The sequence below is a fragment of the Martinezella sp. CNPSo 3732 genome (genome assembly GCF_057784515.1).
This window is the reverse complement of the sequence record NZ_JBXSOO010000021.1, coordinates 1-23,539: the sequence shown is the minus strand read 5'-3', so window position 1 is coordinate 23,539 and position 23,539 is coordinate 1. Positions and strand designations below refer to the sequence as shown.

Sequence of the window (23,539 nt, the reverse complement as noted above, 5' to 3'; positions counted from 1 at the left end):
GCAAGCGCATGACCCCCTTCCAGCGCGTTGAGACGGCCGCCATTGAGGAGACGCTCCCGGCTATCCTCCTGCGCATCGTTTCCGAATTACACGACGTCGCCTATCTGATCGAACGCATCGAGCCCCAGCTCCTTGATATCAGCGACGCCAACATACTGGCCTCGCCGGAGGCCATGAAGGTGGTGCAGGGTATCGATCTTGCCGTGCAGAAGACGCGCGGCATCGCCGAATTCATCGACACCATTGCCGGTACCATGCCCGAGGGTTGGACGGTGGATCTCGCGACGGCGCTGAGTCTGGTCAAGCTGACGGAGATGCAAAAGGCGCTCGGCGGCGGCGGTTTTCAAACGCATTCGCAGCCCATGGCCCAATCCATGGCAAAGGCTGCCGGCGACTTCGATTTCTTCTGACCGCGTCGTCGGCAATAGATACTGTTTTTCTTATATAATCTCCGGCGTATCTTCCCGGTTTTTTCCTGGGCTTTTCTGGCCGGACGAAACGCTCGCACAAGTTTCGATTTCTATTTTCGCCGCATAGCACAAAGCCATCAGGTCTTTGACGAATCGTGCGAGAACAGAATGAATCTGTTAAATCAATTAGTTCCCCTGCTTCAGAATCTTCAGAATCTCGGGAGAACGCGGCTGATGATCCTGGGGGGCGTGGGCGCGGTGTCCATGCTGCTGATCCTTTTTGCAGCCCTCTATGTCAATAAGCCCGCACAGGAAACGCTATATGTCGGCCTGGATGCGACCGATCTCAACCAGATCAGCATCGCGCTCGCAGAAGCCAAGATCAATTTCCAGGTCGGTACGGACGGTTCTAGCCTGACCGTTCCGGCAGGCATGACCGGTAAGGCCCGCGCGCTTCTCGCCGAGCGCGGCCTGCCGACGAGCGGCAAAGCCGGCTATGAGCTCTTCGACAATGTCGGTTCGCTGGGTTTGACCTCCTTCATGCAGGAAGTTACCCGCGTGCGTGCTCTCGAGGGCGAAATCAGCCGCACCATCACCTCGATTGCCGGCATAAGCGCTGCCCGTGTCCATATCGTCATGCAGGATGTCGGCAACTTCCGGAAGGCGGATCAGAAGCCGACGGCATCCGTCATGATCCGCGCGAGTGCGGAAGCTGCCCGCAAATCGGCTTCGGCTATTCGCCACCTCGTCGCTTCCGCCGTTCCCGGCTTGGACGTCGACGACGTGACCATCCTCGATTCCACAGGCCAGTTGCTCGCATCGGGCGACGATCCCGGCAACGGAGCGCTCAGCCGCAATCTCGGCATCGTGCAGAACGTGCAGAGCGAAGTCGAATCCAACATCGACAAGGCCTTGGCGCCCTTCCTCGGCATGGATAATTTCCGCTCCAGCGTAACGGCGCAGCTGAATACCGACAGCCAGCAGGTGCAGGAAACCACATACGATCCGGACTCGAAGGTCGAACGATCCGTCCGTACCGTGAAGGAAGCTCAGAAGTCGCAGCAGAGCCAGCCCGACAGCGCCGCGACCGTGGAGCAGAACATTCCGCAGGCGGCCCCGCAGTCCGGCGGCAACACGCCGACGTCGAACGATCAGTCCGACAAGCGCGAGGAGCAGACCAACTACGAAATCAACAGCAAGACGACGGCCACGACCCGCTCCAGCTACAAGATCGAAAAGCTGTCCGTCGCCGTGGTGGTCAACAAGGGCCGCATCGCGCAAATGGTCGGCCAGGGCGCCGATCAGGCCAAGATCGACGCCTATATTGCGGAGATGCAGAAGATCGTCGCAACGGCAGCAGGCGTGGATCCGGCCCGTGGCGATATCGTTACCGTCAATGCCATGGATTTCCTCGACAACCAGCTGCTTGAAGACACATCCTCCAGCTTCAGCATCACCGACATGCTGAGCCGCAACATGGCCGGCATCATCAACTCGCTGGCCTTCGTCGCGGTCGCCTTCCTGATCGTCTGGATGGGTTTCCGTCCGCTGATCCGCTCGCTCGGGGGCTCGTCCAACAGCACTGCGCTTCCGGAAGCGGCGGGCCTGGAACTACCGGATTTCGCGCCGGCGGTGGGCGGCCCCGGCGCCGCGCTGATGGACGGCTTTGGCTCCGACTTCGGCTTCGACAGCACCGACGACCTGCTGACGATGGGCGACGATGGCGGAACCTTCAACCGCCGCGTCAAGGAAGGGCCGGAGCGCCGCCTGTCCCGCATGGTGGAGATCAGCGAAGAACGCGCTGCAAAGATCCTCAGGAAATGGGCCGTCGACCAGGCCGCCTGACAAAAAGGACCGGGAAATTTTCTCGGTCCTTTTTTCTATCCAGTGGATGACATTTGAACTTGCATCATTGTCGATGCCACCTGTGATCAATTAGTCGCGGCCAGACGAATTGACGTATTCGTAAGATGGAATTTCAATGGATATACGGTTGCTGGGTATGAAGAATCGACTTACAAATACTATATCTATTGCGTAATAATCGTGTATTCCGAGCGAATCGGCCGTCGTTTTCCGTGTTTCACATGTTTTAAGTTTGTAGATTCCGGAGCGGAAAAATTAGCTTGTGGATCGTGCTTGCGGCAATGCATGCCGGTGTGATCGCGGATGTCGAAATCAGGGATGAGATGCCCATCCGCCCGAAGCCGCCGGAAAGTGTTGTGTCGCGGTAGGGAAAGATCCGGCTTCGATGCCTCATCGAGATTCGTTGTCGGTTCTTTGAGGTAAAGGGATTGGGTTCTGACGGAACAATGCTCTCGTTGACGACCGATCGTCCAACAGCGGCAGGAAATGCAAGTATGGACATGCAGATATCGCAGATGAGCAAAGGCGATAGGGATGCGCGATCGATCGCGTCCGCCGGAGCCATGTCGCGCGAGCAGCTCATTCTGCAGCTGAATGCCGTTTCAGGTCCTGCCTATCTTCAAGCCGGCCTTCACGCCTTGGCGAGCTATGCCGGCGCCTCCCATTATCTTCTGGTCCGATCCGATCTCATCCAGGAAAGCGGCCTCGACTTCGTGATTTCCTCCGATTGGCCCTTCGATCTCGTCCGGCGTCTGGCGGCGGAGCTGACGAGTGGTTACGGCCGCATCGGCGAGCTGGAAAAGTGCATGGCGCTGTTTCAGCCGAGCCTGGCACTGCTTCCCGATGACGTCTCGCTGCCTGACGGTGTGGGCCGGCAATATCATGCCTTGACGTTCAATGTCGGTCGCACTCGCTTCTCCCTGCTGTTACTGGCGAGCGAAGCGGCAGTGCTTTTGCCTGAGCGGTTGAGGGATGTCGGTCTCCTGGCCGGCTATCTCGCCAGTTCCACGCGTTGCTTCGAGGGCAAGCTGGAGCGTGATTTCGATCTGACCGAGCGCGAGCTGGAATGCCTGTTCTGGATCGCCGAAGGCAAGACGAGCGATGAGATCGCGATGATCCTCGGGATCTCGCGCAACACCATCAACAACTATATCACCAGCGTCATGCGCAAGACCGCCACCAAGACCCGCTCGGAGGCCATCGCCTTTGCAGTGCGCAACAATCTCGTTTAAGGGCCGACCGGATGCGCTATCAGCCAGACAGGACGACGGATATGCCGGGCGAATCACGGCTTACCCGTTCCGGGCGGATTTCCGGCCGCTCCGATCTGTTCCCGAAGCTGGTGTCGATGCAAAAGCTGATAGACGCGCAGCATTTCGCCGTTTATCGCCTGCACGGCTCCGGCCTGCCGCACAAGCAGCGCCTGGTGTGCGAACTCGATAATTGGGGCTCGGCCAACTCCGTCGTCGGCAAATCCTTTGTTGAGGCCTATGGTGAAGCGCTGATCGAGCATATCGACAAATCGCTGCTGCCGCTGATGTGGAACGGGCGCGATAGCGACAGCACGGCTGAGACGCCGGATTTTGCTGTCTTCACGCAGCGCTTGAAGCCGCATCTCCTGCCTTTTGCCGGTGCCGCCTTTCCCGTGCGGCTGGGCGCCGTCGGTAACGGCTACACCGTCTTCACGGCCAAGTTCATGGATCTGTCGAGCGATATGATCGTCGAGCTGCACGGCCGTAGCTGCCAGATCATGATGGAGCTCCTGTCACTGGATGAGCGCCGCTCACAGGCCGCTGAAGCGCTGAGCGAGCGCGAAATCGCCTGCCTGCAGCTTGCCGGCGACGGGCGTATCAGCGAGGAGATTGCCGAGAAGCTTGGATTGTCGGTGCACACGGTCAACGCCTATCTCGGATCGGCGACGATCAAGCTCGACAGCGTCAACCGCATCCAGGCCATCGCAAAGGCGATCCGCTTCGGCTACATAAGCTGAGATAGCGGCGTCTTGGAGCATCGCCGCAAGACGAAATCACCTGCGACAGGTTACCGAACAAACGAATAGAGCGGCGGTCCGGTTTCTGCCGGATGCACGCCGCTCTCGCGAATCACTTTGCCGATTTTTGAAAAAGGACTTCGTCAGAATGCGTGTGCGGCCTCGCCGCGGACGACGTAACGCGCGTCCCTTAGGCTGCGGGCGAGCAGTGCCGTGTTCTCGTCGGGATCGACGGAGGCCTTGTCGAAAGCAATGTGGTTGATCTCGATGCCCGCATGATGATCCGCGAGCGAAAGCTTGGCATAGATGGTGACGCCCCGCGGCTTGATCTCCAGATCGAGCGTGACTTCCGCCGGCCCGCCCCAATCGAGCTTGTAGTCGCCGCCGAGCCCGAAATTGACCACGCCCGGAAGAAAATAGAGCTCGGCGGCCGAGGCGACGAGGTCATCGAGATTGCCGTATCGTTCGAAGCGCAGCAGCGAGATCAGATCGGCGGCATCGAGGAGGCGCAACTCGCTTGCGACCGGGCTGATGGCTTCGGCTAGTATTTGTTCACGTTGGGCAGAGTAGGGGCATTTTTTCATTTGGTTTATCGTACCCGTTTTCTATTCGACTGCGCGGCATAGATCCGATGGATGAGTTCTGCGACAGCCTTGTAAAATACTGACGGTATGACGCTATCAACCGAGACTTGCGCAAACATGGAGCGCGCGAGCGGCGGGTCTTCGAAAACGGGAATATTGTTGGCCTCGGCTATCTCCCTGATTTTCAGAGCAATCAGGTCCTGGCCTTTGGCGACGACGACAGGGGCGTCGTTTTCCTCGCGCACATAGCGCAGCGCAACGGCGAAGTGAGTCGGGTTGGCGATGACGAGAGTGGCGCGCGGCACCTGCTTCATCATGCGGCGGCGGGCGCGGTCGCGTGCGATCGAGCGCTGTCGAGACTTGACGATCGGGTCACCCTGCGACTGCTTGTGCTCGTCCTTGATCTCCTGCTTCGTCATCTTCAATTGGTCAAACCAGTGGTGTCGGCTCCATAACAGGTCGGCAACGCCGACGACCACGGTCGCCATCAGCACGATGATCAGGATACGCTGAACGATCGTCGACAGGCGCACGAAGATGGTCTGCGGGTCCGACACCATCGAATCGATCGCATGGAAATACTGGCTCCGCAGGACGAAAAACATCACAATGCCGACCAGCACGATTTTCGCGAGGGATTTGCCGAACTCCACCATGCCGGTCGCGCTGAAAATGCGCGTGAAACCTTTCGCCGGCGATATGCGCGAAAACTGCGGCCGGATGCGTTCGAGAACGGGGGTCGGCAGGTTCTGAAAGATTGAGGCGCCGATACCGAAGGTGAAGAAGAGCACCACGGCCGGCAGCACCATGTTGCCGATTTCCCAGCCTATACGCGTAAACAGCGAGATGGCATCGGGGCCTGTCTCCAGCTGCCATTGATCCGGCTTTTCGAAGAGGTCGCGCAGAACCTCGCCCATGCGGCCCATGCGCTCGGGCAGAAAGAAGGTGACGTAGATGACCGTCGCGAGCATGGAAGCAAAGAGCGTTGCTTCCCTGGAGTGAGGGACATTGCCCTTCTCGATCGTATCGCGGAGTTTTTTCTCCGTCGGTTTTTCTGTTTTACTGTCCTTGTCTTCGTCAGCCAAAGCAGCTGCCCTTTACGAAACGGAAAGAGCCCGCGCATCATGCGCAGCCCTCGGCATAATTCCTCAAATCGGAATCGATTTGAGGAATTATGCAGCAGACTTAAAGTGCTACGGCGACCCTTGCGCGTCACATGTGACGCGCGGCGCCGTAGAGCTTGTCAGTCTATGACGTTTTAGCTGAGTCGCGTCGCGCTTATGCGGCTTCTTCCACAGGCGTATTTTCCTTGGCCTTGAGCTCGATCTGGCCGGAGTTGGCCAGACGAATGGCTTCCTGGGCGATGGCACGCCGGGCAATCGCGATTTCGCGCGGATTGATGCCGGCATTGCCCATCTGCAGGTCGGATTCGATCATGCGGCGCTGACGCGGGCTGATCGAGGACAGCACGATCTCGCGGATTTCGTTGCCCGATCCCCGCAGCGCCATCGTCAGGATGTCGGCGGCGATGTCGTTGAGCAGCAGGACGCGGCTCGGCTGCGGCATGCGGGTGAGATCGTCGAACAGGAAGATCTTCGGGCGAACCTTCTCGACCGATTCCTTGTTGATCGATTCCAGCGAGCTCAGCAGGGTATCGACCACCGGCTTGTCGAGTTCGTTCATCAGGTCGGCAACCTTCGTGGAACCGGACGCATTGCGTTCGGCGTCGATCTCGGCCATCAGTCCGAGAACGCGGTTCTCGATGATCTGAGCAGCCTTGGGGCTGACATCCTTGATATTGACGGTGCGGTTCATGATGTCGGCGCGCTGGGCTTCAGGGAGCTGCAGCAGGATCTTCGCACCGAAGGCCGAAGGCATCATGGAGAGCACATAGGCGATCGTCTGAGGATGCTCGCGCAGGAAGAACTTGGCAACGAAGACCGGATCGGCTTCACCCAGGCGATCCCAGATGGACGTCTCGTAGGCCTGGAAGGCGGTACGGCGGCCAAGCAGGCTGTCGACCTCATCCGGCGTCAGGCCTTCCTCGAGAATGCTCTCGATGGCCTTGGCATTGTCCATGAGGCCGGCGCCTTCGGTGAAGAGGTCTTCGAATTCCGCCACGAGCTGCGCCAGTTCGTCCGGCGGAATGAGCCGCAGCGATTGCGCCGAGGCGATGATCATCTGCAACTCGTTCTGCGTGAAGTATTTCAGCAGCCGTCCCGCCACTTGCTTGCCCATGGCGAGAAGGACGGCGGCTGCCTTTTCAGTCTGAGATAACGGTTTCTCGGCGATTGCGCCGCTGAAATCGTCAAAGTCCATCATGGTCTTCGTCTCCGTCCCGCAAGGGGGAGTGGGCTCATCCTGAGCCGGGTTCAGCTTTTCTTCGCGTTATAAATTTCAGTGAGCTTGATGCCGAATCTGGTGTCGTCATGTTCCAGAACGGTAATCTCGCCCCGGCCGATCTTGCGGCCGTTCACGGTAATTTCGACCGGTTCGCCGATCTTCTTGTCGAGCGCGATGATGGCGCCCTCAGTCAGGTTCATCAGGCCGGACACCGGCATGCGGCTGCTGCCGAGCACGATCTGGACGTCGATCGGGATGTCCATGATCAGGTCCATATTGGCGGTCAGCGCGCTGCCGGGGGCAGCCGGTGCGGCTGCTGCGGAAACGCCGCCGAACTCGCCGTCATCGAAGGCCGGAGCGGAATTGTCGTCGCCGAAATCGCCGAAGGTGGAAAGATCCGTGCCTGTTTGCGCGCCGAATGCGTCGGCGTCGAAATCAGGCAGACTGCCTTCGTTATCTTTCTTCAGGACGCCGCGCAGACCATCGATGGCCTCGTCCAGGGCGGCGTCGCTGTTTGAAATCTCCAGCGATTCCTCGCTGCTTTGCTGTGTCGTCTTCGTAGCCATGAAATCACTATTCCAGTTGAAACTTGCCTCAAGCTGCCGTGTGCGGGATCACGCGCCAGCCGATCAATTCATCAAGTGTCTGAGAAGCTCGTCGTCGGAATTGACGTTGTCCTTGACGCGCACCGTATAATTTTCGCCAGAGCGGCCGAATTCGCAGATGTAAAGGTCTTTGCTGTTGGCGCTGACTTCGACGCGGACATCGCCGGTGTCCATGAAGGGAATGATATCGCCGACCGCGAGCTTGGAAATGGTGTCGAGCGTCAGCGATTCCAACCGGATTCGCGCATCGAGCGTCACCTGCGAGCGACGGACCTGCTCGCTGAGCTGCTCCGACCATGCCTGGGAAGCGGCTGTCGGGTTCTTGGCGCGAGGCGTGCTGACGACGGTGCGCAGCAGATCTCGTTGGGGTGCGATGATAACGATCTGCGAAATCGACTTGCCAAGCGAGATCGTCATCGTAATCGCGGCGGCAAAATCGTTACCGTTGTCACCGATGGCGGCCGGGCGGTCCTCGATATTGTAGGGTGGATCGAGGTAGGGCTCGAAACCGCCGGCTGCATTCACTGCCGAGCGGAGCACTTTAGCGATCTTTTCGAAGACCATGACGGAAAGATCGAGCTCGATCACCGAAAGCGATCGGGCGACAGGCGCTTCCATATCTTCGGCGCGCGCGCCCAGCATATGCTCCATCAGCGTCATGATGAAGCCGGCGCCGCAGCCGAGAATGAAATTCGGCGCCCAGTTGCGCAGCGAACCGTTGACCAAGGCGTGGCCGCCGCCAAGCCCGGCGATCAGCTCGTTCATCGAGCCGGACTGACAGCCGGCATAGGCGATGTTGATATCGAGGCCCGTCTCGCTCTTGATGACGTCGGGCAGGAATTCGGCATAGACCTGGGCGAAGGCTGTGCCGAGTTTTGCAAGCGTCGCCTGATCGCCGAGATTGCCCGTGAGCTTGGCAAAAAGGGTGCGGTCCATCGTCTGTGCCCTGTGCGCGGATTGCTGGCTCATGATCGTCAGGCTGCCTTGCTTTCACCGCCGGGGTTCATCATTTCCTGCTCGACCGCATCGATCGAGGGGCGCTCGTAGGAGGAGATGGTCTTGCGGCCGTATTCGAGTGCCACCTGCGGCACGGATCCGTTCATGTAGGCAAGCAGCGTCTGCTTCACGATGACGTAGAGGCGGTGCTGCTTGTTGCGCACGACCTTGATCTGGGAGACCAGCGGCGCGCAGACGGAATAGGACAGGATGATGCCGAGGAAGGTGCCGACCAGCGCCGAACCGATGAGGTGGCCGAGCACCTCGGGTGATTCGTTGATGTGGCTCATCGCCTTGATGACGCCGAGAACGGCGGCGACGATACCGATCGCCGGGAAAGAATCGCCCATGATCGTGATCGCGTGATAAGGCTTCATCTTGTCGTGCTGCATCGTCTCGAGCTCTTCGTCCATCAGCGCCTCGATCTCGTGCGAGCGGGCATTGCCAATGATGATGAGGCGGACATAGTCGCAGATGAAGGCCGTCAGATCCTTGTTCTTCAGAACCGTCGGAGCGGCCTTGAAGATCGTCGATTCATCCGGGTTGTCGATATGGGCTTCGATCTCGTTGCGCGACTTGGTGCGCAGGTCGCGCATCAGGGCGTAGAGCACACCGAGCGTGTCGAGATAGTCGCGCTCCTTCGGCACCTTGTGGCTGAAGGCCTCTCCGAGCGCCTTGCCCGAATCCTTCACCACCTTCATCGGATTGGCCATGATGAAGCCGCCGAGACCGGCGCCTGCGATAATGACAAATTCGAAGGGCTGGAACAGCGCGCCTACGTCTCCGCCCATAGCCATGAAGCTGCCTATGATGCAGCCGCAGGTCACTACAAATCCGATAATAATATTCATCGTCGGTCCACACCTGAACGTTGCTTCATACGATGAACTAGGGGACCTGCCTTGCGTGAGGCTGTTCGATGGGCCTCTGAACATCCTTTTTGCCTTGTCAGCTTCGCACAAGCCAAGCCCTGCAGGATGGCGGGTAAGGGCATCCATGCCCCGCTAACGAAATGTAGGAGCGCCGGCGGCGTTTCCTTTCCCGTTATTCTCCAATGTCCGGAGGGCGTTGAAAATGCAGTCTGGTATTTATGTCGCGCTGTCGTCCCAGATGGCGCTCGAGCGGCGTCTGACGACGATCGCCGACAATTTGGCCAACGTGAATACGACGGGTTTCCGTGGTACCGAGGTCAAGTTCGATCAGGTCCTCAGCAATACGCAAAACAAGCTCAACGCCAAGGTCGCCTTCGTCTCGCAGGGCAACGATTATCTCTCCACCGACAATGGCGAACTTCAGAACACCGGCAATCTCTTCGATTTCGCCGTCAAGGGCGACGCCTATTTCGGCATGAACACGCCGGCCGGCCTGGTGTTGAGCCGCGACGGCCGCTTCACCATGACCGAAAGCGGCGCGCTGGTTTCCACGCGTGGCTTCCCGGTCCTCGATCCTGGCGGTGCGCCGATCCAGCTCGACCCCGCTGGCGGTCCGCCGAGCGTCGCGTCGAACGGCACGATCACGCAGAATGGCCGCAGCATGGGTCAGATCGGCCTTTATAGCGCCGACGTCAGCAAGGGCTTCCTGCGCTACGAAAACAGCGGCATCCTGCCGACCGATACGCCACAGCCTGTCATCGACCGCTCGAATATCGGCATTGCACAGGGTTATCTCGAAAACTCCAACGTCAACGGCATGCGGGAAATGACCAATCTGATCGAGGTCAGCCGCGCCTTCGACAATATCAGCACGCTCACCAGCAGCAGTGAAGGCACGCTTACCGACGCCATCAAGACCCTCGGCGGTAGCCAGTAAAGAGGACTTGTCATGGTCGAGGATCGGTTGCCGGAGGGCGCGGTGTCGCTGAAGCTTTCGCATATGGCCGTACTGGCGGGCCAGTATGCGATGGCGGAGAATGCCGTGGCCCATGGCGGTCATGTGCGCACCATCGCTGCCGGACACTATACGGTTGCCGGCCTTTCCAGGCAGGTGCGCCTCGGCGATTTCGTCGCGCATCGATCGCCGACGGGCGTCCACCTCGGCGAAGTCGTTCGCGTCGAACCTGATCTCACCTATGTCTGTCCGATCGAGCCGGGCGAACCGATCGGTATCCAGGACACCATCATCCGTAAAGGTGCCTTCCGCATCGCGCCCGATGACAGCTGGTGCGGCCGCACGATCAACTCGCTCGGCGAGCCGATCGATGGGCTGGGGCCGCTGACTGTGGGTCTCGAAGCACGTTCGATCTCCAACACGGCCCCGCCGTCGATGACGCGCAAGCGCGTCGAAACCGGTTTCAAGACCGGCGTCCGTGCCATCGATATCTTCTCACCGCTCTGCCTTGGTCAGCGCCTCGGCATCTTCGCCGGCTCCGGCGTCGGCAAGTCGACGCTGCTGTCGATGCTGGCCAGAGCCGAAGCCTTCGACAAGGTGGTGATCGCGCTCGTCGGCGAACGCGGCCGTGAAGTGCGCGAATTCATCGAGGATACGCTGGGTTCCCACATGCAGAAATCGGTCGCTGTCGTTGCGACCAGCGACGAGAGCCCGATGCTGCGCAAGATGGCGCCGCTTTCGGCCATCACCATCGCGGAACATTTCCGTGACAAGGGCGATAACGTTCTTCTGATCGTCGATAGCGTCACCCGTTTTGCCCATGCCATCCGCGAAGTGGCGACCGCCTCCGGCGAGCCGCCGATCGCACGCGGCTATCCGGCTTCGGTCTTCACCGAATTGCCGCGCCTTCTCGAGCGGGCAGGCCCCGGACCGGAAGGCACCGGCACCATCACCGCCATCATTTCCATCCTGGTCGATGGCGACAACCATAACGATCCGATCGCCGATTCCACCCGTGGCATTCTCGACGGTCACATCGTGCTGCAGCGCAGCCTTGCCGAAGAGGGGCGCTATCCGCCGATCGATCCGCTGGCATCCGTGTCGCGTCTTGCCCGCAAGGCCTGGACCTCGGATCAGGAAAAGCTGGTTTCTCGCCTGAAGGCGCTGGTGCACCGCTACGAGGAAACGCGCGATCTGCGCCTGATCGGCGGCTATCGCCAGGGCAGCGACGCCGATCTCGACATCGCCGTGCGTCAGGTGCCGATCATATACGATATACTGAAGCAGACGCCGGGCGAAGAGCCGTCGGCGGATGCGTTCACCGATCTTGCGACGGCCCTCAGAAACGCTTCGAGCGGTGTTCCCGCCAGAGCCAAGTGATGGTCATGCACAGCACTACCTCGATTTTCCTTGTCCGCAGCCTGCCGGATATCGCCGAATGTCATGCCGAAAAAGGGGCCAGAAGTGAAAGAATCCGACGCTGACGAACCGGTCGCCCCGCCGAAATCGGCGAGAAGGCGAACCGTTGCGGACAAGGCTCTGGCCTTTACGGGACTGGCGCTTGCCGGCGCCTCTGCCTTCTTCCCCTGGTACGTCTTTCTGAACCCGGACAAGTTCGGCATTCAGGTGGCCGAAGGCGATCGCACCCGCGATTTGCCGAACTGGCCTGGCCGCGCGATCGTCAGCGTGTCGCCGCTCGCCATGGTCAACAAGAATCCTGACCAGCCGAAAGAGTTGATTCCCGATCCGTTGACGACGGCGACGGTCAGCAATGCCGGCCGTGAGGACGACAAGGGGCAGCCGGCCGATCAGCAGCCGTTTCCCGGCAAGTCTGCCTTCCAGCTGCTGCATGTCGCCAATGGCCGCGCGCTGATCGAGGACGACACCGGCATGTATGTCGTGCGAGTCGGATCTGTTTTGCCTGACAACAGTCGGTTGGCCTCAATCGAACAGCGAGAGGGAAAATGGGTCATCGTCACCTCGACGGGCGATGTCTATGGCAACAATTGAGGAAAACCCGGAATCGCCCCGATTTCAGGCACTTCGAAGACTTTACAGGAACGCATTTCTCGCAAGTCCCACGCAAGATTATCCCGCTAGATTCACAGTGTAAGAACGGAGAGAAGCCCATGCAACCCATTCAGCTCTTTGACCTGGCCTCGCGGCAAGCCGAGTGGCTCCAGGTACGTCAGCAGGTTGTTGCCGGCAATATCGCCAATGCCAATACGCCGAAGTTTCACGCCAAGGATGTCACGCCATTCCAGGCCGTTCTGGACAACCAGAACGTCGGTATGGTCCGGACCAATCCCGCGCATCTTTCGGGCAGCGAATTCAGCACGAGCGGCAACGTCAACGTAGAGGAAGCGCCGCTCAATCAGGAAATTGGTGTCCAGGAGTCGGGTAACACCGTCGGCCTGGAAGACGAGCTCGCCAAGGCCGGTGACATCAAGCGCCAGTACAGCTTGAACACCGCTCTCGTCGGCTCCTTTCATCGCATGATGTTGATGACCGTAAAACAATAGATGAAGTGAAGATGTCATGGACCCTTTATCAGCCGCATTGAAGATTGCGGGCTCCGGCCTGGAGGCTCAATCGACTCGTCTGCGTATTGTCTCCGAAAATATCGCCAACGCCCGCTCGACGGGCGATACGCCCGGTGCCGATCCCTATCGACGCAAGACCGTAACGTTCGGTGCCGAAATGGATCGCGCCAATGGCCTGACCACGGTCGGCGTCAAGAAACTGGGCCAGGACACGGGCAAATTCGTCGAAGAATACGATCCCAGTAATCCGGCGGCCGACCAGAAGGGCTACGTCAAGATGCCCAACGTCAACATCCTCGTCGAGATGGCCGACATGCGGGAGGCCAATCGTTCATACGAGGCCAATCTGCAGACGGTCAGACAGGCCCGTGATCTCATCTCCTCCACTATTGATCTGCTGAAGAACCAATGATCGACTCGGTTAAGAATATAGCCTCTCTTTCGGCGACCCGCGGCCTTGGCAGCATCGCCACGGATCTGACCTCCGCCGCTTCCAGCGCTCTGAATGCCTCGCCGGCCGTTGCCGCGGGCGTCGATGCAGGAATGAGCTTCGCCTCGGTCATGTCGAATGTCGCGAAGGATTCCATCAACTCGCTGAAGGACGCTGAAAACGCCTCCTTCGCCGGCATCAAGGGCACGATGAGTACCCGCGAAGTCGTCGATAAGGTCATGCAGGCCGATCAGACCCTGCAGACCGCGATCGCACTGCGCGACAAGGTGGTCTCGGCGTTCCTCGATATTACGAAGATGCAGATCTAGCGCGGGGTTTCCCGCTCTAATTAATTGATTTGGCGTGAGTTGTTCGCAAGCCGCTTCGCGGTTTCGAAGGTCCGCCCTGGCTCGAAGGACGAAAGCATGAGAGCGCTCGCAATTGCCGCGACGGGCATGGACGCCCAGCAGACCAATCTCGAAGTGATCGCGAACAACATCGCGAACATCAATACGACGGGTTACAAGCGCTCGCGCGCCGAGTTCTCCGACCTTCTCTACCAGACCGAGCGCGCCAAGGGCATCGCCAACAGGCCGAACCAGGCAGTCGTGCCGGAAGGCGCCAACATCGGCCTTGGCGTTCAGACCGTAGCCGTGCGCAATATCCAGGTCCAGGGCGAGCTGTCGCAGACCCAGAACGAGCTCGACGTGGCGCTCGTCGGTCGCGGCTGGTTCCAGATCAAGATGCCCGATGGCACGACCGCATACACCCGCGCCGGTTCCTTCAACAAGAGTGACACCGGCCAGATCGTCACGCCTGATGGCAACGTGTTGGAGCCGGGCATCACGATCCCGAACAATGCCAGCAGCCTCGCCATCAGCCAGTCCGGCCAGGTGTCGGCGATCATCGGTACGGCGACCACGCCGACGGTGCTCGGCCAGCTACAGATCGCCAATTTCGTCAATGAAGCCGGCCTGCAGCCGATGGGCAGCAACCTCTTCACGCAGACGCCTGCCTCGGGCGATCCCGTCGTTTCCGATCCGAACCAGAACGGCTTCGCCTATCTGAAGCAGAATTATCTGGAATCGTCGAATGTCGATCCGGTCAAGGAAATCACAGATCTGATCACCGCGCAGCGCGCCTACGAGATGAATTCGAAGGTCATCACGACGGCCGACGAAATGGCGCAGATCGTCAGCAAGAACCTGAAGTAGCAAGAGGGACGGGCCGAACATGAGGTTTCGCCGGATGAAAAGCTTGGCAATGGCATGGTTCGCCGCAGCGAGCCTCTCCGTCGTATTCGCGTCGGCTGCGCCGGCCGGCGCAATGAGCGCCGACGGCTCCAGCTTCGGAACCGCCGTGGTGCCGACCGAGACGATCTATCCGGGCGATATCATCAGCAGCGGCCAGCTCGAAGAGGTCGAGGTCACCAATCCAAATCTGAGTGGCGACTATGCCAAGCGGCTCCGCGAGGTCACCGGTCTGGTGTCAAAGCGTACGCTTCTTCCCGGCCGCACCATCTCCATCTCCGCGCTGCGCCAGCCCTATGCGGTAACGCGCGGCTCCAACGTCCGTCTGGTGATGAGCATGGGCAGCATGACGATCACGGCAGCCGGCACGCCGCTGGATGATGGCGCCGTCGGCGACAATGTCCGCGCCCGCAATATGGACTCCGGCATCATCGTCAACGGCACGGTCCTCCAAAACGGCACGATCCGCGTGGTCGCGAAATGAAACGGCTTCGTCAACTACTCGCAATCCTGTTCGCATTGCCGAGCCTGATCGTCGCCGATCCGGCTCTCGCGATGCAATCGCGCATCAAGGACATCGCGTCGCTGCAATCCGGCCGCGACAACCAGCTGATCGGCTACGGCCTGATCGTCGGTCTCCAGGGGACCGGCGACGGTCTGCGTTCCTCGCCCTTTACCGAGCAGTCCATGCGCGCGATGCTGCAGAACCTCGGCATCTCGACGCAGGGCGGCCAATCCGCCGCCAAGAACACCGCCGCCGTCATGGTGACGGCGAACCTGCCGCCCTTTGCAAGCCCGGGCAGCCGCATCGACGTGACGGTCAGCTCGCTCGGCGATGCGACGTCGCTTCGCGGCGGTACGCTGATCATGACTTCGCTCAGCGGCGCCGACGGGCAGATCTATGCCGTGGCGCAGGGCTCGGTCATCGTATCCGGCTTCCAGGCGCAGGGCGCCGCTGCCACGGTGACCGAAGGTGTCACGACAGCCGGCCGCGTGCCCGGCGGCGCCATCATCGAGCGCGAACTGCCGTCGCGCTTCAAGGATTCCGTCAATCTGGTCCTGCAGCTGCGCAATCCGGACTTTTCCACTTCAATTCGCATCGCCGACACGGTCAATACCTGGGCGACCTCGCGTTTCGGTGCGCCGATCGCGGAAGCCAAGGATTCGCAGGAGGTGACGATCGCCAAGCCGAAGATGGCGGACCTGACGCGGCTGATGGCCGACATCGAAAATCTCAACGTCCAGACCGATACGCCGGCCAAGGTCGTCATCAACGAGCGCACCGGAACGATCGTCATCGGCGCCGATGTCCGCGTCTCGCCGGTCGCCGTCAGCTACGGAACGCTGACCGTGCAGGTGAGCGAGAACCCGCAGGTAATCCAGCCGGAACCCTTCTCCGATGGCCAGACGGCGATCCAGGATCAGACCGATATCACCGCCACCAAGAGCGGCGGCCGCGTGGCGGTGCTGGAAGGGCCTGACCTGAAGACGCTGGTCTCCGGTCTCAACAATATCGGCGTCAAGCCGGACGGCATCATCGCCATCCTGCAAGGCATCAAGTCGGCCGGCGCGCTGCAAGCGGAGCTCGTATTGCAATGATATTGACCACTATCGCAAGAAATGCGCTGATTGCCTGCAGTCTTGCGGCGGGCATCTTGCTCTTGTCGCTTGGTACGGCTTTGGCGCAGGAAGCCCCGAAGCCGGTTACCGATCCGGCCTCCAGCCAGGACGAGATTCGTCAGTTCTGCACCAACATTGCCGATCCCGCCCGTGATCAGCGCTACCTGCTGCAGAAGCAGGAGCTGGAAAAGCTGCAGGCCGATGTCGATCAGCGCATCGCCACCATGGACAAGCGCAAGGCCGAATACGAGGACTGGCTGAAAAAGCGCGACGACTTTCTCAAGACAGCGGATCTCGGCCTGGTCGATATCTACAAGAACATGAAGCCGGATGCGGCGGCTGCCAGCCTCAACGATGTGAGGACAGTTGTCGCAGCGGCCATCATTATGAAGCTTTCCGCGCGTCAGTCGAGCCTGATCCTCGCGGAAATGGATGCGAAGAAGGCAGCCGTCATCACCAATATCATCGCCAGCGCATCCGACCCGAATACATCGAAGTCGAAGGACCCCTCATGAACACGCGTCTTACGGCCGCCTGCGCAATCGTCGTCTTCCTCGCCGGTTGCCAGTCGCAGGCCCTCAAGGAAATCGGCAGGGCGCCTGCCATGAGTCCGATCGGCAGCGGCCTGCAATATGCGCAGACGCCGCAGATGTCGCAGTATCCGAAGCGGCCTCATCAGGTCGCGCAGGGCTATTCGCTCTGGAACGATTCGCAGGCCGCCCTCTTCAAGGATGCGCGCGCGCTCAATGTCGGCGACATCCTGACCGTTACGATTCAGATCAACGACAAGGCGAATTGGGACAACGAGACCAATCGCAATCGCACGAACAAAAGCGATATGAACTGGAACATTACCGCCAAGATCTTCGGCTGGCAGCCAAGCACCAATGCCGACGCGACTTCGGGCTCCGACACCAGCACGGATAGCAAGGGCAAGATGCAGCGCTCCGAGCAGATCAACCTTCTGGTCGCAGCTGTCGTGACGGGCATTCTCGAAAACGGCAACCTGATGATCAGCGGTTCGCAGGAAGTGCGCATGAACCAGGAAATCCGCATTCTCAACGTCGCCGGCATCGTCCGGCCGCAGGACGTCACCTCCGACAACACCATTTCCTACGACAAGATCGCCGAGGCCCGCATCTCCTATGGCGGCCGTGGCCGCTTGACGGAAATACAGCAGCCGCCGAGGGGGCAGCAGGCCGTCGACCTGCTCTCGCCGCTCTGATTTGACAGTGAACGGATAGGGATATGGCAGCAGCCTCGGACGAACCGGCAAAGGGCAAGGGATCGCCGATGATCATGATGATCGTCGGGCTACTGGTGCTGACCGCGCTCGGCGGCGGCGGCGGCTGGGTACTGGGAACCATGGTGGCGCCGCGGATCAAGGAGGCCACCGCTGCCGTGCAGGCGATTGCAATGGCCGGCGGCGACAGCAAGCAGGCTGCGGCAGCCGCCCAGGCAAACGGCATCATTGCGCTCGATCCGATCACCACCAATCTCGCTTATCCCTCGCAGAGTTGGATCAGGCTGGAGCTGGCGCTGGTTTTCAAGGGGCCGCCGGACGCGCAGCTCGCCCAGGCAGTCCATCAGGATATCCTTGCTTACATCCGCACGGTTTCCCTGCAGCAGATCGAAGGTGCCCGCGGCCTGCAATATCTTCGGGATGACATTCAGGAGCGTGTTGACCTGCGCTCCGAAGGACGGGTATCGAAAGTTATCTTCAGAACTTTCGTGATCGAATGAGTCGATTAGCACTTGCCCTGTTCATATTCGTCATTGCAGCATTGTCGCCTGAGCTGGCGGCGGCGCAGCAATTGTCGCAACAGCTTCCCACCGATCTGCTGAACGCGCCGGTCAACGGCTCGGTTGCCGCCTGGATCATCCGTACCTTCGGGCTCCTGACGATCCTGTCGATCGCGCCGGGTATCCTGATCATGGTGACGAGCTTTCCGCGCTTCATCATCGCGTTTTCGATCCTGCGCACCGGCATGGGTCTTGCGACGACGCCGTCGAACATGATCCTGCTGAGCCTTGCCCTTTTCATGACCTTCTACGTCATGTCGCCGACCTTCGATCAGGCCTGGAAGGATGGCGTGCAGCCGCTGCTCGCCAATCAGATTTCGGAAGCGGACGCAGTGCAGCGTATCGCCGAGCCCTTCCGCACCTTCATGTCCAACAACACGCGCGACAAGGACCTGAAGCTTTTCGTCGATCTCGCGCAGGAACGCGGACAGACGACCGTGATCGACAACAAGATCGATTATCGCGTCCTCATCCCGGCCTTCATGATCTCGGAAATTCGCCGCGGCTTCGAAATCGGCTTCCTTGTGGTCCTGCCGTTTCTGGTCATCGACCTGATCGTTTCGACCATCGTCATGGCGATGGGCATGATGATGCTGCCGCCGACCTCGATCTCTCTGCCGTTCAAGATTCTCTTTTTCGTGCTGATCGACGGCTGGAACCTTCTGGTCGGCAGCCTCGTCCGCTCTTTCCACTGATATTACGACGGAAGGCGATCACCGGAGCTCTCGCGCCGATGATCGCTGAAACTTACTCGGCGGCGATTGCCGCCGAGTTCTGGTCGTCTTCCATGAACGGTTCCGAGCGCGCCGGCAGTGCTGGCACATCCATGTGATCGGGTGCAAGCCCCTGCTTGGCCCGTGCCGCCATCATCTCGAAGGCCTTCTCCAGATGATGCGTGAAGCGTTCGGCATCGAAGAGCGGCTTGATATAGCGATTGGCCGCCAGCGTTTCCTTGAACTGGGCAATCCGCTCCGGCTGGCCGGCGAGCTGCACCGCCATGTCTTCATAGGCCTTGACGTCGTCAGCCACCAGTTCCGGCAGGCCGATGGCATTCAGTAGGCTTTCGCTCACGCGCGAAGCGAAATTGGTACCCTTGATGGTGAGAACCGGCAGGCCGCCCCAGAGCTGTTCCGAGGTCGTCGTATGGCCGTTGACGGGGAAGGTATCGAGGCCGAGGTCAGCAAGCTGCTGGCGGTCGATATGGTCCTCGTAGCGAATGCGGCTGGTAAAGACGACCCGCTTGCGGTTGACGCCGCGGGCTTCGAGGCGCGACCAGATATTGGCTTCCGCCCGAGGGCCGTTGCACAGCAGCCAGAGCACGCTGTTCTTGCTGCGCTTGAGAATATTGCACCATACGTCGACCATCTGCGGCGTGATCTTGCGGTTGCCGTTGAAGGAAGCGTAGACGAAAGCGTCCTCGGGCAGCCCGTGCTCCGCACGCGTTGTCGGCCGCGGCTTCGGGCGGTTGAGCGGATCGTTCGGCTGGTAGCATTCGGGCAGGCGGCAATACTTTTCGTAGAAATGCGCCTTCGACTGATCCGGCAGGACGTAATGGTCGCCGATGATGTAATCGAGGTCGATGTTGACCGTCGTGCCGGGAAAGCCCAGCCAGGCGACCTGGATCGGAGCGGGCATGTAGTTGAGGATGAAAGCGCGGCTTCCCTTGGTATGCCCCTTGAGGTCGACGAGAATGTCGATTCCGCGGGCGCGGATCGCTTCTGCTGCGGCCTGGTTGGAAAGGCCACGAATGTCGACCGTCGTCCCCAGCGCCGAATAGTCGAAAGCTTCCTCTTTCTGGTGAGCCGCCTCCGAGTGGTCGAAAAGGGTGATTTCGAACCGATCCTTGTCGTGCAACTCGAGGACGCGCTGCATCAGCTTCATCGTCGCATGCCCCGGCCAGAAGTCGGAGGAGAGATAGCCGATGCGGATCTTGCCGCCCCATGTATGCGGCAGCTTACGGCGGGCTTCTGCATGGCCCGCCGGCAATGGATCGGTGTCGTGGACCACGAGCTTGTTAAGCGCCTCGTCGCCGCACCAGTGGAGATGGAAGAAGGGATTGTCGGGAATGACATGATCGAGCTTGCCCTGTGCAAGCGATGCCATGACCGGTGCCATATGTTTTTCGACGACGGCCAGATCGGACACCTCGCGCGCGAAGATCAGGTAGAGCGCGCGGAAAATGACATGGTCGGGATGTTTCTTGAACAGGGTCGTGACGATATGCCGGTTGCTTTCGTCATAGAGATCGTCGGTCAGCAACCTTGCGGCCATCTGGCGATGCTTGAGTTCCGGCCCTTCGACGAGCACCGTCTTGAAGCCGGTCAGCAGGTCTTTTTGCTGGCGGCCGAGGAAGATGCGGCTAAGGACGAAGGCAAGGTCCGGATCCTTGAATGCCAGGGGCAGGATCAGACTTCCGATCGCGAGAGCCTGATCGTCGTTGCCGCAATCGCCATGCAGCAGCAGAGCTTCCCGAAGATAGTCGTCGCGCTGCGGCTTTTGCCGGCCGGCCAGCTCGTAGGCGCTCGCGGCATCCGATCGGAAACCGAGTTTCAGCAGCGTCTTTGCCAGCAGCGCATAGGTCTTGGGCGACCTGTCGACGTTCAGCAGCTCGTTCAGCGTTTCGAGGGCGCGTGTATATTGGCCCTTTTGATAGAAGCCGGACGCTGTCACAAAGGCATTTTTCGTATTCACGAGCGAGAACTCCGAGCGATATGTTGACTGGCTTCCGCCGAAAGGCGAGGGCCGGCATCATGGATTCGCTTCATGATCCCTCACGGAGCTTGCCTGAAACCGAAGCACCGGTCGAAATTGCCTTTACGGATTCTTAGCCACGTTCCAGAGAGGCGGTGTCCACCGGCTTCTGATTTAAGAAATTGGCAAGCAATGGGTGCGACCTTCCTCGCGACATGACGGGTTTGGTCCTCTAGGAAAATGGATCGAGGGGCATGAAGCTGCTCCGTCATCGCCGGTATTTCCAGTCCGGTATGTCCTCCTTTTGTATCCAGTTTCCAGGGGACAACTCTATGACCAGCATTATCACCAACAATTCCGCAATGGCCGCCCTCCAGACGCTGCAGAACATCAGCGGCAACCTGCAGAACACGCAGCAGGCTGTTTCTTCCGGCCTGCGCATCTCCAAGGCGTCCGACAACGCTGCTTACTGGTCGATCGCCACGAGCATGAAGTCCGACAACAGCGCCATCGGCGCCGTTTCCGACGCCCTCGGCCTCGGCGCTGCCAAGGTTGACACCGCATCGACGGCCGTCACCAGTGCGATCGACATCGTCGGCCAGATCAAGGACAAGCTTGCAACCGCCATGGAAGGCTCGGTTGACAAGGGTTCCGTTCAGGAAGAAATCGGCCAGCTGCAGCAGCAGCTGCAGAGCGTTGCCCAGTCGGCTTCGTTCAACGGCGAAAACTGGGTCATGGCCGCAAACAACGGCTCGGCTTCTGTTGTTTCCTCGTTCATCCGCGGTACCAACGGCACCGTTTCGGTCAGCACGACCTCTTACGCCTTCAACACCGGCGCAACCGGCAACGTTCTGTTCGGCGCCAATACAGCCGGCACGATCGACACGGCTTCGGGCATCCTCGGCACGAAGGACACCACGGTCGGCGCGTCGGTCTTCAGCCTCGACATCAGCAAGATGACGTCTGGCCAGATTTCCAGCGCGCTCAACATGGTTCAGACCGCTCTGAACTCCATGACCAGCCTGGGTTCGAAGCTCGGCTCCATCTCCAGCCGCATCGACCTGCAGACGAGCTTCGCTTCCTCGCTCTCCGACTCGATCCAGTCGGGCGTTGGCAAGCTGGTTGACGCCGACATGGAACAGGAATCGAGCAAGCTCTCCGCTCTGCAGACGCAGCAGCAGCTGGCCATCCAGTCTCTGTCGATCGCCAACTCCTCGACCCAGTCGATCCTGTCGCTCTTCCGTTAATAGGAAGCGCCAACGCTGCGCGTTGGTCGAAAATCCTAAACAACAAGTTAACCGCGCCTGCCTAAGGCGCGGTTTTTTTTATATTTTTAGGCCAAACGCAGTTCAGCTTTTCTTAACTATATTGCTGTTTCTTAAGACCATCGAAGCGGCGAGTTAACCTTAACGAATTTGGTTAGCAGGCATGATGCTGAATGCCGTTACCGGTTTTAGGTCCGGAATGTCCCTTATCCAACCACTGCCAAAGGGGCAAATATCATGACGAGCATTCTTACCAACAACGCCGCAATGGCTGCTCTCCAGACGCTGCGCACTATCGGCACGAACCTGCAGGATACGCAGAGCGCGGTTTCTTCCGGTCTGCGCATCTCCAAGGCTTCCGACAACGCTGCTTACTGGTCGATCGCCACCAGCATGAAGTCCGACAACAGCGCCATCGGCGCCGTTTCCGACGCTCTCGGCCTCGGCGCCGCAAAGGTTGACACGGCGACCACCGCCGTCACCAGCGCCATCGACATCGTCGGCCAGATCAAGGACAAGCTTGCAACCGCGATGGAACCGTCGGTCGACAAGAAGTCGGTCCAGGAAGAAATCTCGCAGCTGCAGCAGCAGCTGCAGAGCGTTGCCCAGTCGGCTTCGTTCAACGGCGAAAACTGGGTCATGGCCAAGAGCGGCGATTCCGCTTCGGTCGTATCGTCCTTCATCCGCGGCACCAACGGTACCGTTTCGATCAGCTCGACCTCTTACGCTTTCGACACCGGCGCAACCGGCAACGTTCTGTTCGGCGCCAATACAGCCGGCACGATCGACACGGCTTCGGGCATTCTCGGCACGAAGGACACTACCGTCGGCGCTTCGGTCTTCAGTCTCGACATCACCAACATGACGGGTGGTCAGATCTCCAGCGCGCTCAACATGGTTCAGACCGCTCTGAACTCCATGACCAGCCTGGGTTCGAAGCTCGGTTCGGTTTCCAGCCGCATCGACCTGCAGACGACCTTCGCTTCCTCGCTCTCCGACTCGATCCAGTCGGGCGTTGGCAAGCTGGTTGACGCCAACATGGAAGAAGAATCGAGCAAGCTCTCCGCTCTGCAGACGCAGCAGCAGCTGGCCGTTCAGTCCCTGTCGATCGCCAACTCCTCGACCCAGCAGATCCTGTCGCTCTTCCGTTAATAGGAAGCGCCAGCACGCCTTGGCTGGCCATACAGGAAAACGACTTTGCCGCGCCTTCTCCGGAAGGCGCGGTTTTCGTTTTGGCGCGGAAATCCAGCCGCTCTACCTCTTTGGTTTCACGCAATCCCGGGCGGAAAACCGCTTGTCTTATGACTTTGTCTCGT

Annotated in this window: 26 protein-coding genes; 19 read left to right on the top strand and 7 right to left on the bottom strand. The window is 59.8% G+C overall.

Annotation, left to right across the window (positions count from 1 at the left end):
- The first annotated feature begins 8 nt into the window (after nt 1–8).
- The 4 genes from cheT to visR all read left to right on the top strand — a co-directional run bounded on the left by cheT (nt 9) and on the right by visR (nt 4,266).
- Nucleotides 9–410: a chemotaxis protein CheT gene (gene cheT, locus AC13RM_RS26045; protein WP_285175305.1), complete on the top strand. Its 402-nt coding sequence runs from the start codon at nt 9–11 to the stop codon at nt 408–410.
- A gap of 168 nt (nt 411–578) precedes the next feature.
- Entirely contained in the window at nt 579–2,255 is a 1,677-nt protein-coding gene (gene fliF / locus AC13RM_RS26040; RefSeq protein ID WP_488555839.1) for a flagellar basal-body MS-ring/collar protein FliF, read from the top strand.
- Between the two features lie 515 nt (nt 2,256–2,770).
- The gene (visN, locus tag AC13RM_RS26035) at nt 2,771–3,508 is read left to right on the top strand and encodes a transcriptional regulator VisN (protein WP_113229327.1); all 738 of its coding nucleotides are present in this window, start codon (nt 2,771–2,773) and stop codon (nt 3,506–3,508) included.
- A gap of 11 nt (nt 3,509–3,519) precedes the next feature.
- Complete coding sequence (gene visR / locus AC13RM_RS26030) at nt 3,520–4,266, top strand: transcriptional regulator VisR (protein WP_167078273.1); 747 nt, start codon at nt 3,520–3,522, stop codon at nt 4,264–4,266.
- A 143-nt stretch (nt 4,267–4,409) separates the two neighbouring features.
- Here visR and AC13RM_RS26025 read toward each other — a convergent pair whose 3' ends face one another.
- The 6 genes from AC13RM_RS26025 to motA form a co-directional block, all read right to left on the bottom strand.
- Nucleotides 4,410–4,850, bottom strand: coding sequence for a hypothetical protein (locus tag AC13RM_RS26025; RefSeq protein ID WP_113229326.1), 441 nt, complete (start codon nt 4,848–4,850; stop codon nt 4,410–4,412).
- Between the two features lie 5 nt (nt 4,851–4,855).
- On the bottom strand, nt 4,856–5,935 hold the full coding sequence (gene flhB / locus AC13RM_RS26020; RefSeq protein WP_285175299.1) for a flagellar biosynthesis protein FlhB: 1,080 nt from the start codon (nt 5,933–5,935) through the stop codon (nt 4,856–4,858).
- 193 nt (nt 5,936–6,128) lie between these two features.
- Nucleotides 6,129–7,172, bottom strand: coding sequence for a flagellar motor switch protein FliG (gene fliG, locus AC13RM_RS26015; RefSeq protein ID WP_113229324.1), 1,044 nt, complete (start codon nt 7,170–7,172; stop codon nt 6,129–6,131).
- Nucleotides 7,173–7,222: 50 nt separating this feature from the next.
- Entirely contained in the window at nt 7,223–7,759 is a 537-nt protein-coding gene (gene fliN / locus AC13RM_RS26010; RefSeq protein WP_113229323.1) for a flagellar motor switch protein FliN, read from the bottom strand.
- A gap of 63 nt (nt 7,760–7,822) precedes the next feature.
- On the bottom strand, nt 7,823–8,770 hold the full coding sequence (locus AC13RM_RS26005; RefSeq protein WP_374821935.1) for a FliM/FliN family flagellar motor switch protein: 948 nt from the start codon (nt 8,768–8,770) through the stop codon (nt 7,823–7,825).
- Between the two features lie 2 nt (nt 8,771–8,772).
- A complete protein-coding gene (gene motA, locus AC13RM_RS26000; protein ID WP_095433943.1) occupies nt 8,773–9,645 on the bottom strand; it encodes a flagellar motor stator protein MotA in 873 nt (290 codons plus the stop codon).
- 223 nt (nt 9,646–9,868) lie between these two features.
- Between motA and flgF the strand changes: the two genes are divergently transcribed.
- The 13 genes from flgF to fliP all read left to right on the top strand — a co-directional run bounded on the left by flgF (nt 9,869) and on the right by fliP (nt 18,962).
- Nucleotides 9,869–10,603 carry a flagellar basal-body rod protein FlgF gene (gene flgF / locus AC13RM_RS25995; protein WP_113229321.1) on the top strand — a complete coding sequence of 245 codons (735 nt, stop codon included), beginning with the start codon at nt 9,869–9,871 and terminating at the stop codon, nt 10,601–10,603.
- A gap of 12 nt (nt 10,604–10,615) precedes the next feature.
- Complete coding sequence (gene fliI / locus AC13RM_RS25990) at nt 10,616–12,001, top strand: flagellar protein export ATPase FliI (RefSeq protein ID WP_440479570.1); 1,386 nt, start codon at nt 10,616–10,618, stop codon at nt 11,999–12,001.
- 84 nt (nt 12,002–12,085) lie between these two features.
- A complete protein-coding gene (locus AC13RM_RS25985; RefSeq protein WP_374821793.1) occupies nt 12,086–12,631 on the top strand; it encodes a flagellar protein in 546 nt (181 codons plus the stop codon).
- A gap of 119 nt (nt 12,632–12,750) precedes the next feature.
- Nucleotides 12,751–13,143 carry a flagellar basal body rod protein FlgB gene (gene flgB, locus AC13RM_RS25980; protein WP_113229319.1) on the top strand — a complete coding sequence of 131 codons (393 nt, stop codon included), beginning with the start codon at nt 12,751–12,753 and terminating at the stop codon, nt 13,141–13,143.
- Nucleotides 13,144–13,159: 16 nt separating this feature from the next.
- A complete protein-coding gene (gene flgC / locus AC13RM_RS25975) occupies nt 13,160–13,576 on the top strand; it encodes a flagellar basal body rod protein FlgC (protein ID WP_092709099.1) in 417 nt (138 codons plus the stop codon).
- Entirely contained in the window at nt 13,573–13,923 is a 351-nt protein-coding gene (gene fliE / locus AC13RM_RS25970) for a flagellar hook-basal body complex protein FliE (protein ID WP_285175286.1), read from the top strand. Before flgC ends, fliE begins: the two co-directional genes overlap by 4 nt.
- Nucleotides 13,924–14,019: 96 nt before the next feature.
- The gene (flgG, locus tag AC13RM_RS25965) at nt 14,020–14,808 is read left to right on the top strand and encodes a flagellar basal-body rod protein FlgG (RefSeq protein WP_113229405.1); all 789 of its coding nucleotides are present in this window, start codon (nt 14,020–14,022) and stop codon (nt 14,806–14,808) included.
- Nucleotides 14,809–14,842: 34 nt separating this feature from the next.
- On the top strand, nt 14,843–15,328 hold the full coding sequence (gene flgA / locus AC13RM_RS25960) for a flagellar basal body P-ring formation chaperone FlgA (RefSeq protein ID WP_374821788.1): 486 nt from the start codon (nt 14,843–14,845) through the stop codon (nt 15,326–15,328).
- Nucleotides 15,325–16,443 carry a flagellar basal body P-ring protein FlgI gene (locus tag AC13RM_RS25955; protein WP_113229316.1) on the top strand — a complete coding sequence of 373 codons (1,119 nt, stop codon included), beginning with the start codon at nt 15,325–15,327 and terminating at the stop codon, nt 16,441–16,443. Before flgA ends, AC13RM_RS25955 begins: the two co-directional genes overlap by 4 nt.
- Entirely contained in the window at nt 16,440–16,979 is a 540-nt protein-coding gene (locus AC13RM_RS25950; RefSeq protein ID WP_285175281.1) for a MotE family protein, read from the top strand. Before AC13RM_RS25955 ends, AC13RM_RS25950 begins: the two co-directional genes overlap by 4 nt.
- Complete coding sequence (gene flgH / locus AC13RM_RS25945; protein ID WP_113229314.1) at nt 16,976–17,689, top strand: flagellar basal body L-ring protein FlgH; 714 nt, start codon at nt 16,976–16,978, stop codon at nt 17,687–17,689. The genes AC13RM_RS25950 and flgH overlap by 4 nt, the downstream gene beginning before the upstream one ends.
- A gap of 23 nt (nt 17,690–17,712) precedes the next feature.
- Entirely contained in the window at nt 17,713–18,207 is a 495-nt protein-coding gene (locus AC13RM_RS25940; protein ID WP_285175279.1) for a flagellar basal body-associated FliL family protein, read from the top strand.
- Nucleotides 18,204–18,962, top strand: coding sequence for a flagellar type III secretion system pore protein FliP (gene fliP, locus AC13RM_RS25935; protein ID WP_285175276.1), 759 nt, complete (start codon nt 18,204–18,206; stop codon nt 18,960–18,962). Before AC13RM_RS25940 ends, fliP begins: the two co-directional genes overlap by 4 nt.
- A gap of 52 nt (nt 18,963–19,014) precedes the next feature.
- On the opposite strand, the gene AC13RM_RS25930 is transcribed toward fliP, so the two are convergent.
- A complete protein-coding gene (locus AC13RM_RS25930) occupies nt 19,015–20,958 on the bottom strand; it encodes an O-linked N-acetylglucosamine transferase, SPINDLY family protein (protein ID WP_285175274.1) in 1,944 nt (647 codons plus the stop codon).
- 332 nt (nt 20,959–21,290) lie between these two features.
- Here AC13RM_RS25930 and AC13RM_RS25925 point away from each other — a divergent pair, with 332 nt between their 5' ends.
- Nucleotides 21,291–22,205: a flagellin N-terminal helical domain-containing protein gene (locus AC13RM_RS25925; protein ID WP_113234034.1), complete on the top strand. Its 915-nt coding sequence runs from the start codon at nt 21,291–21,293 to the stop codon at nt 22,203–22,205.
- A gap of 255 nt (nt 22,206–22,460) precedes the next feature.
- Complete coding sequence (locus tag AC13RM_RS25920; protein ID WP_113229311.1) at nt 22,461–23,375, top strand: flagellin N-terminal helical domain-containing protein; 915 nt, start codon at nt 22,461–22,463, stop codon at nt 23,373–23,375.
- The last annotated feature ends 164 nt before the right edge of the window (nt 23,376–23,539 follow it).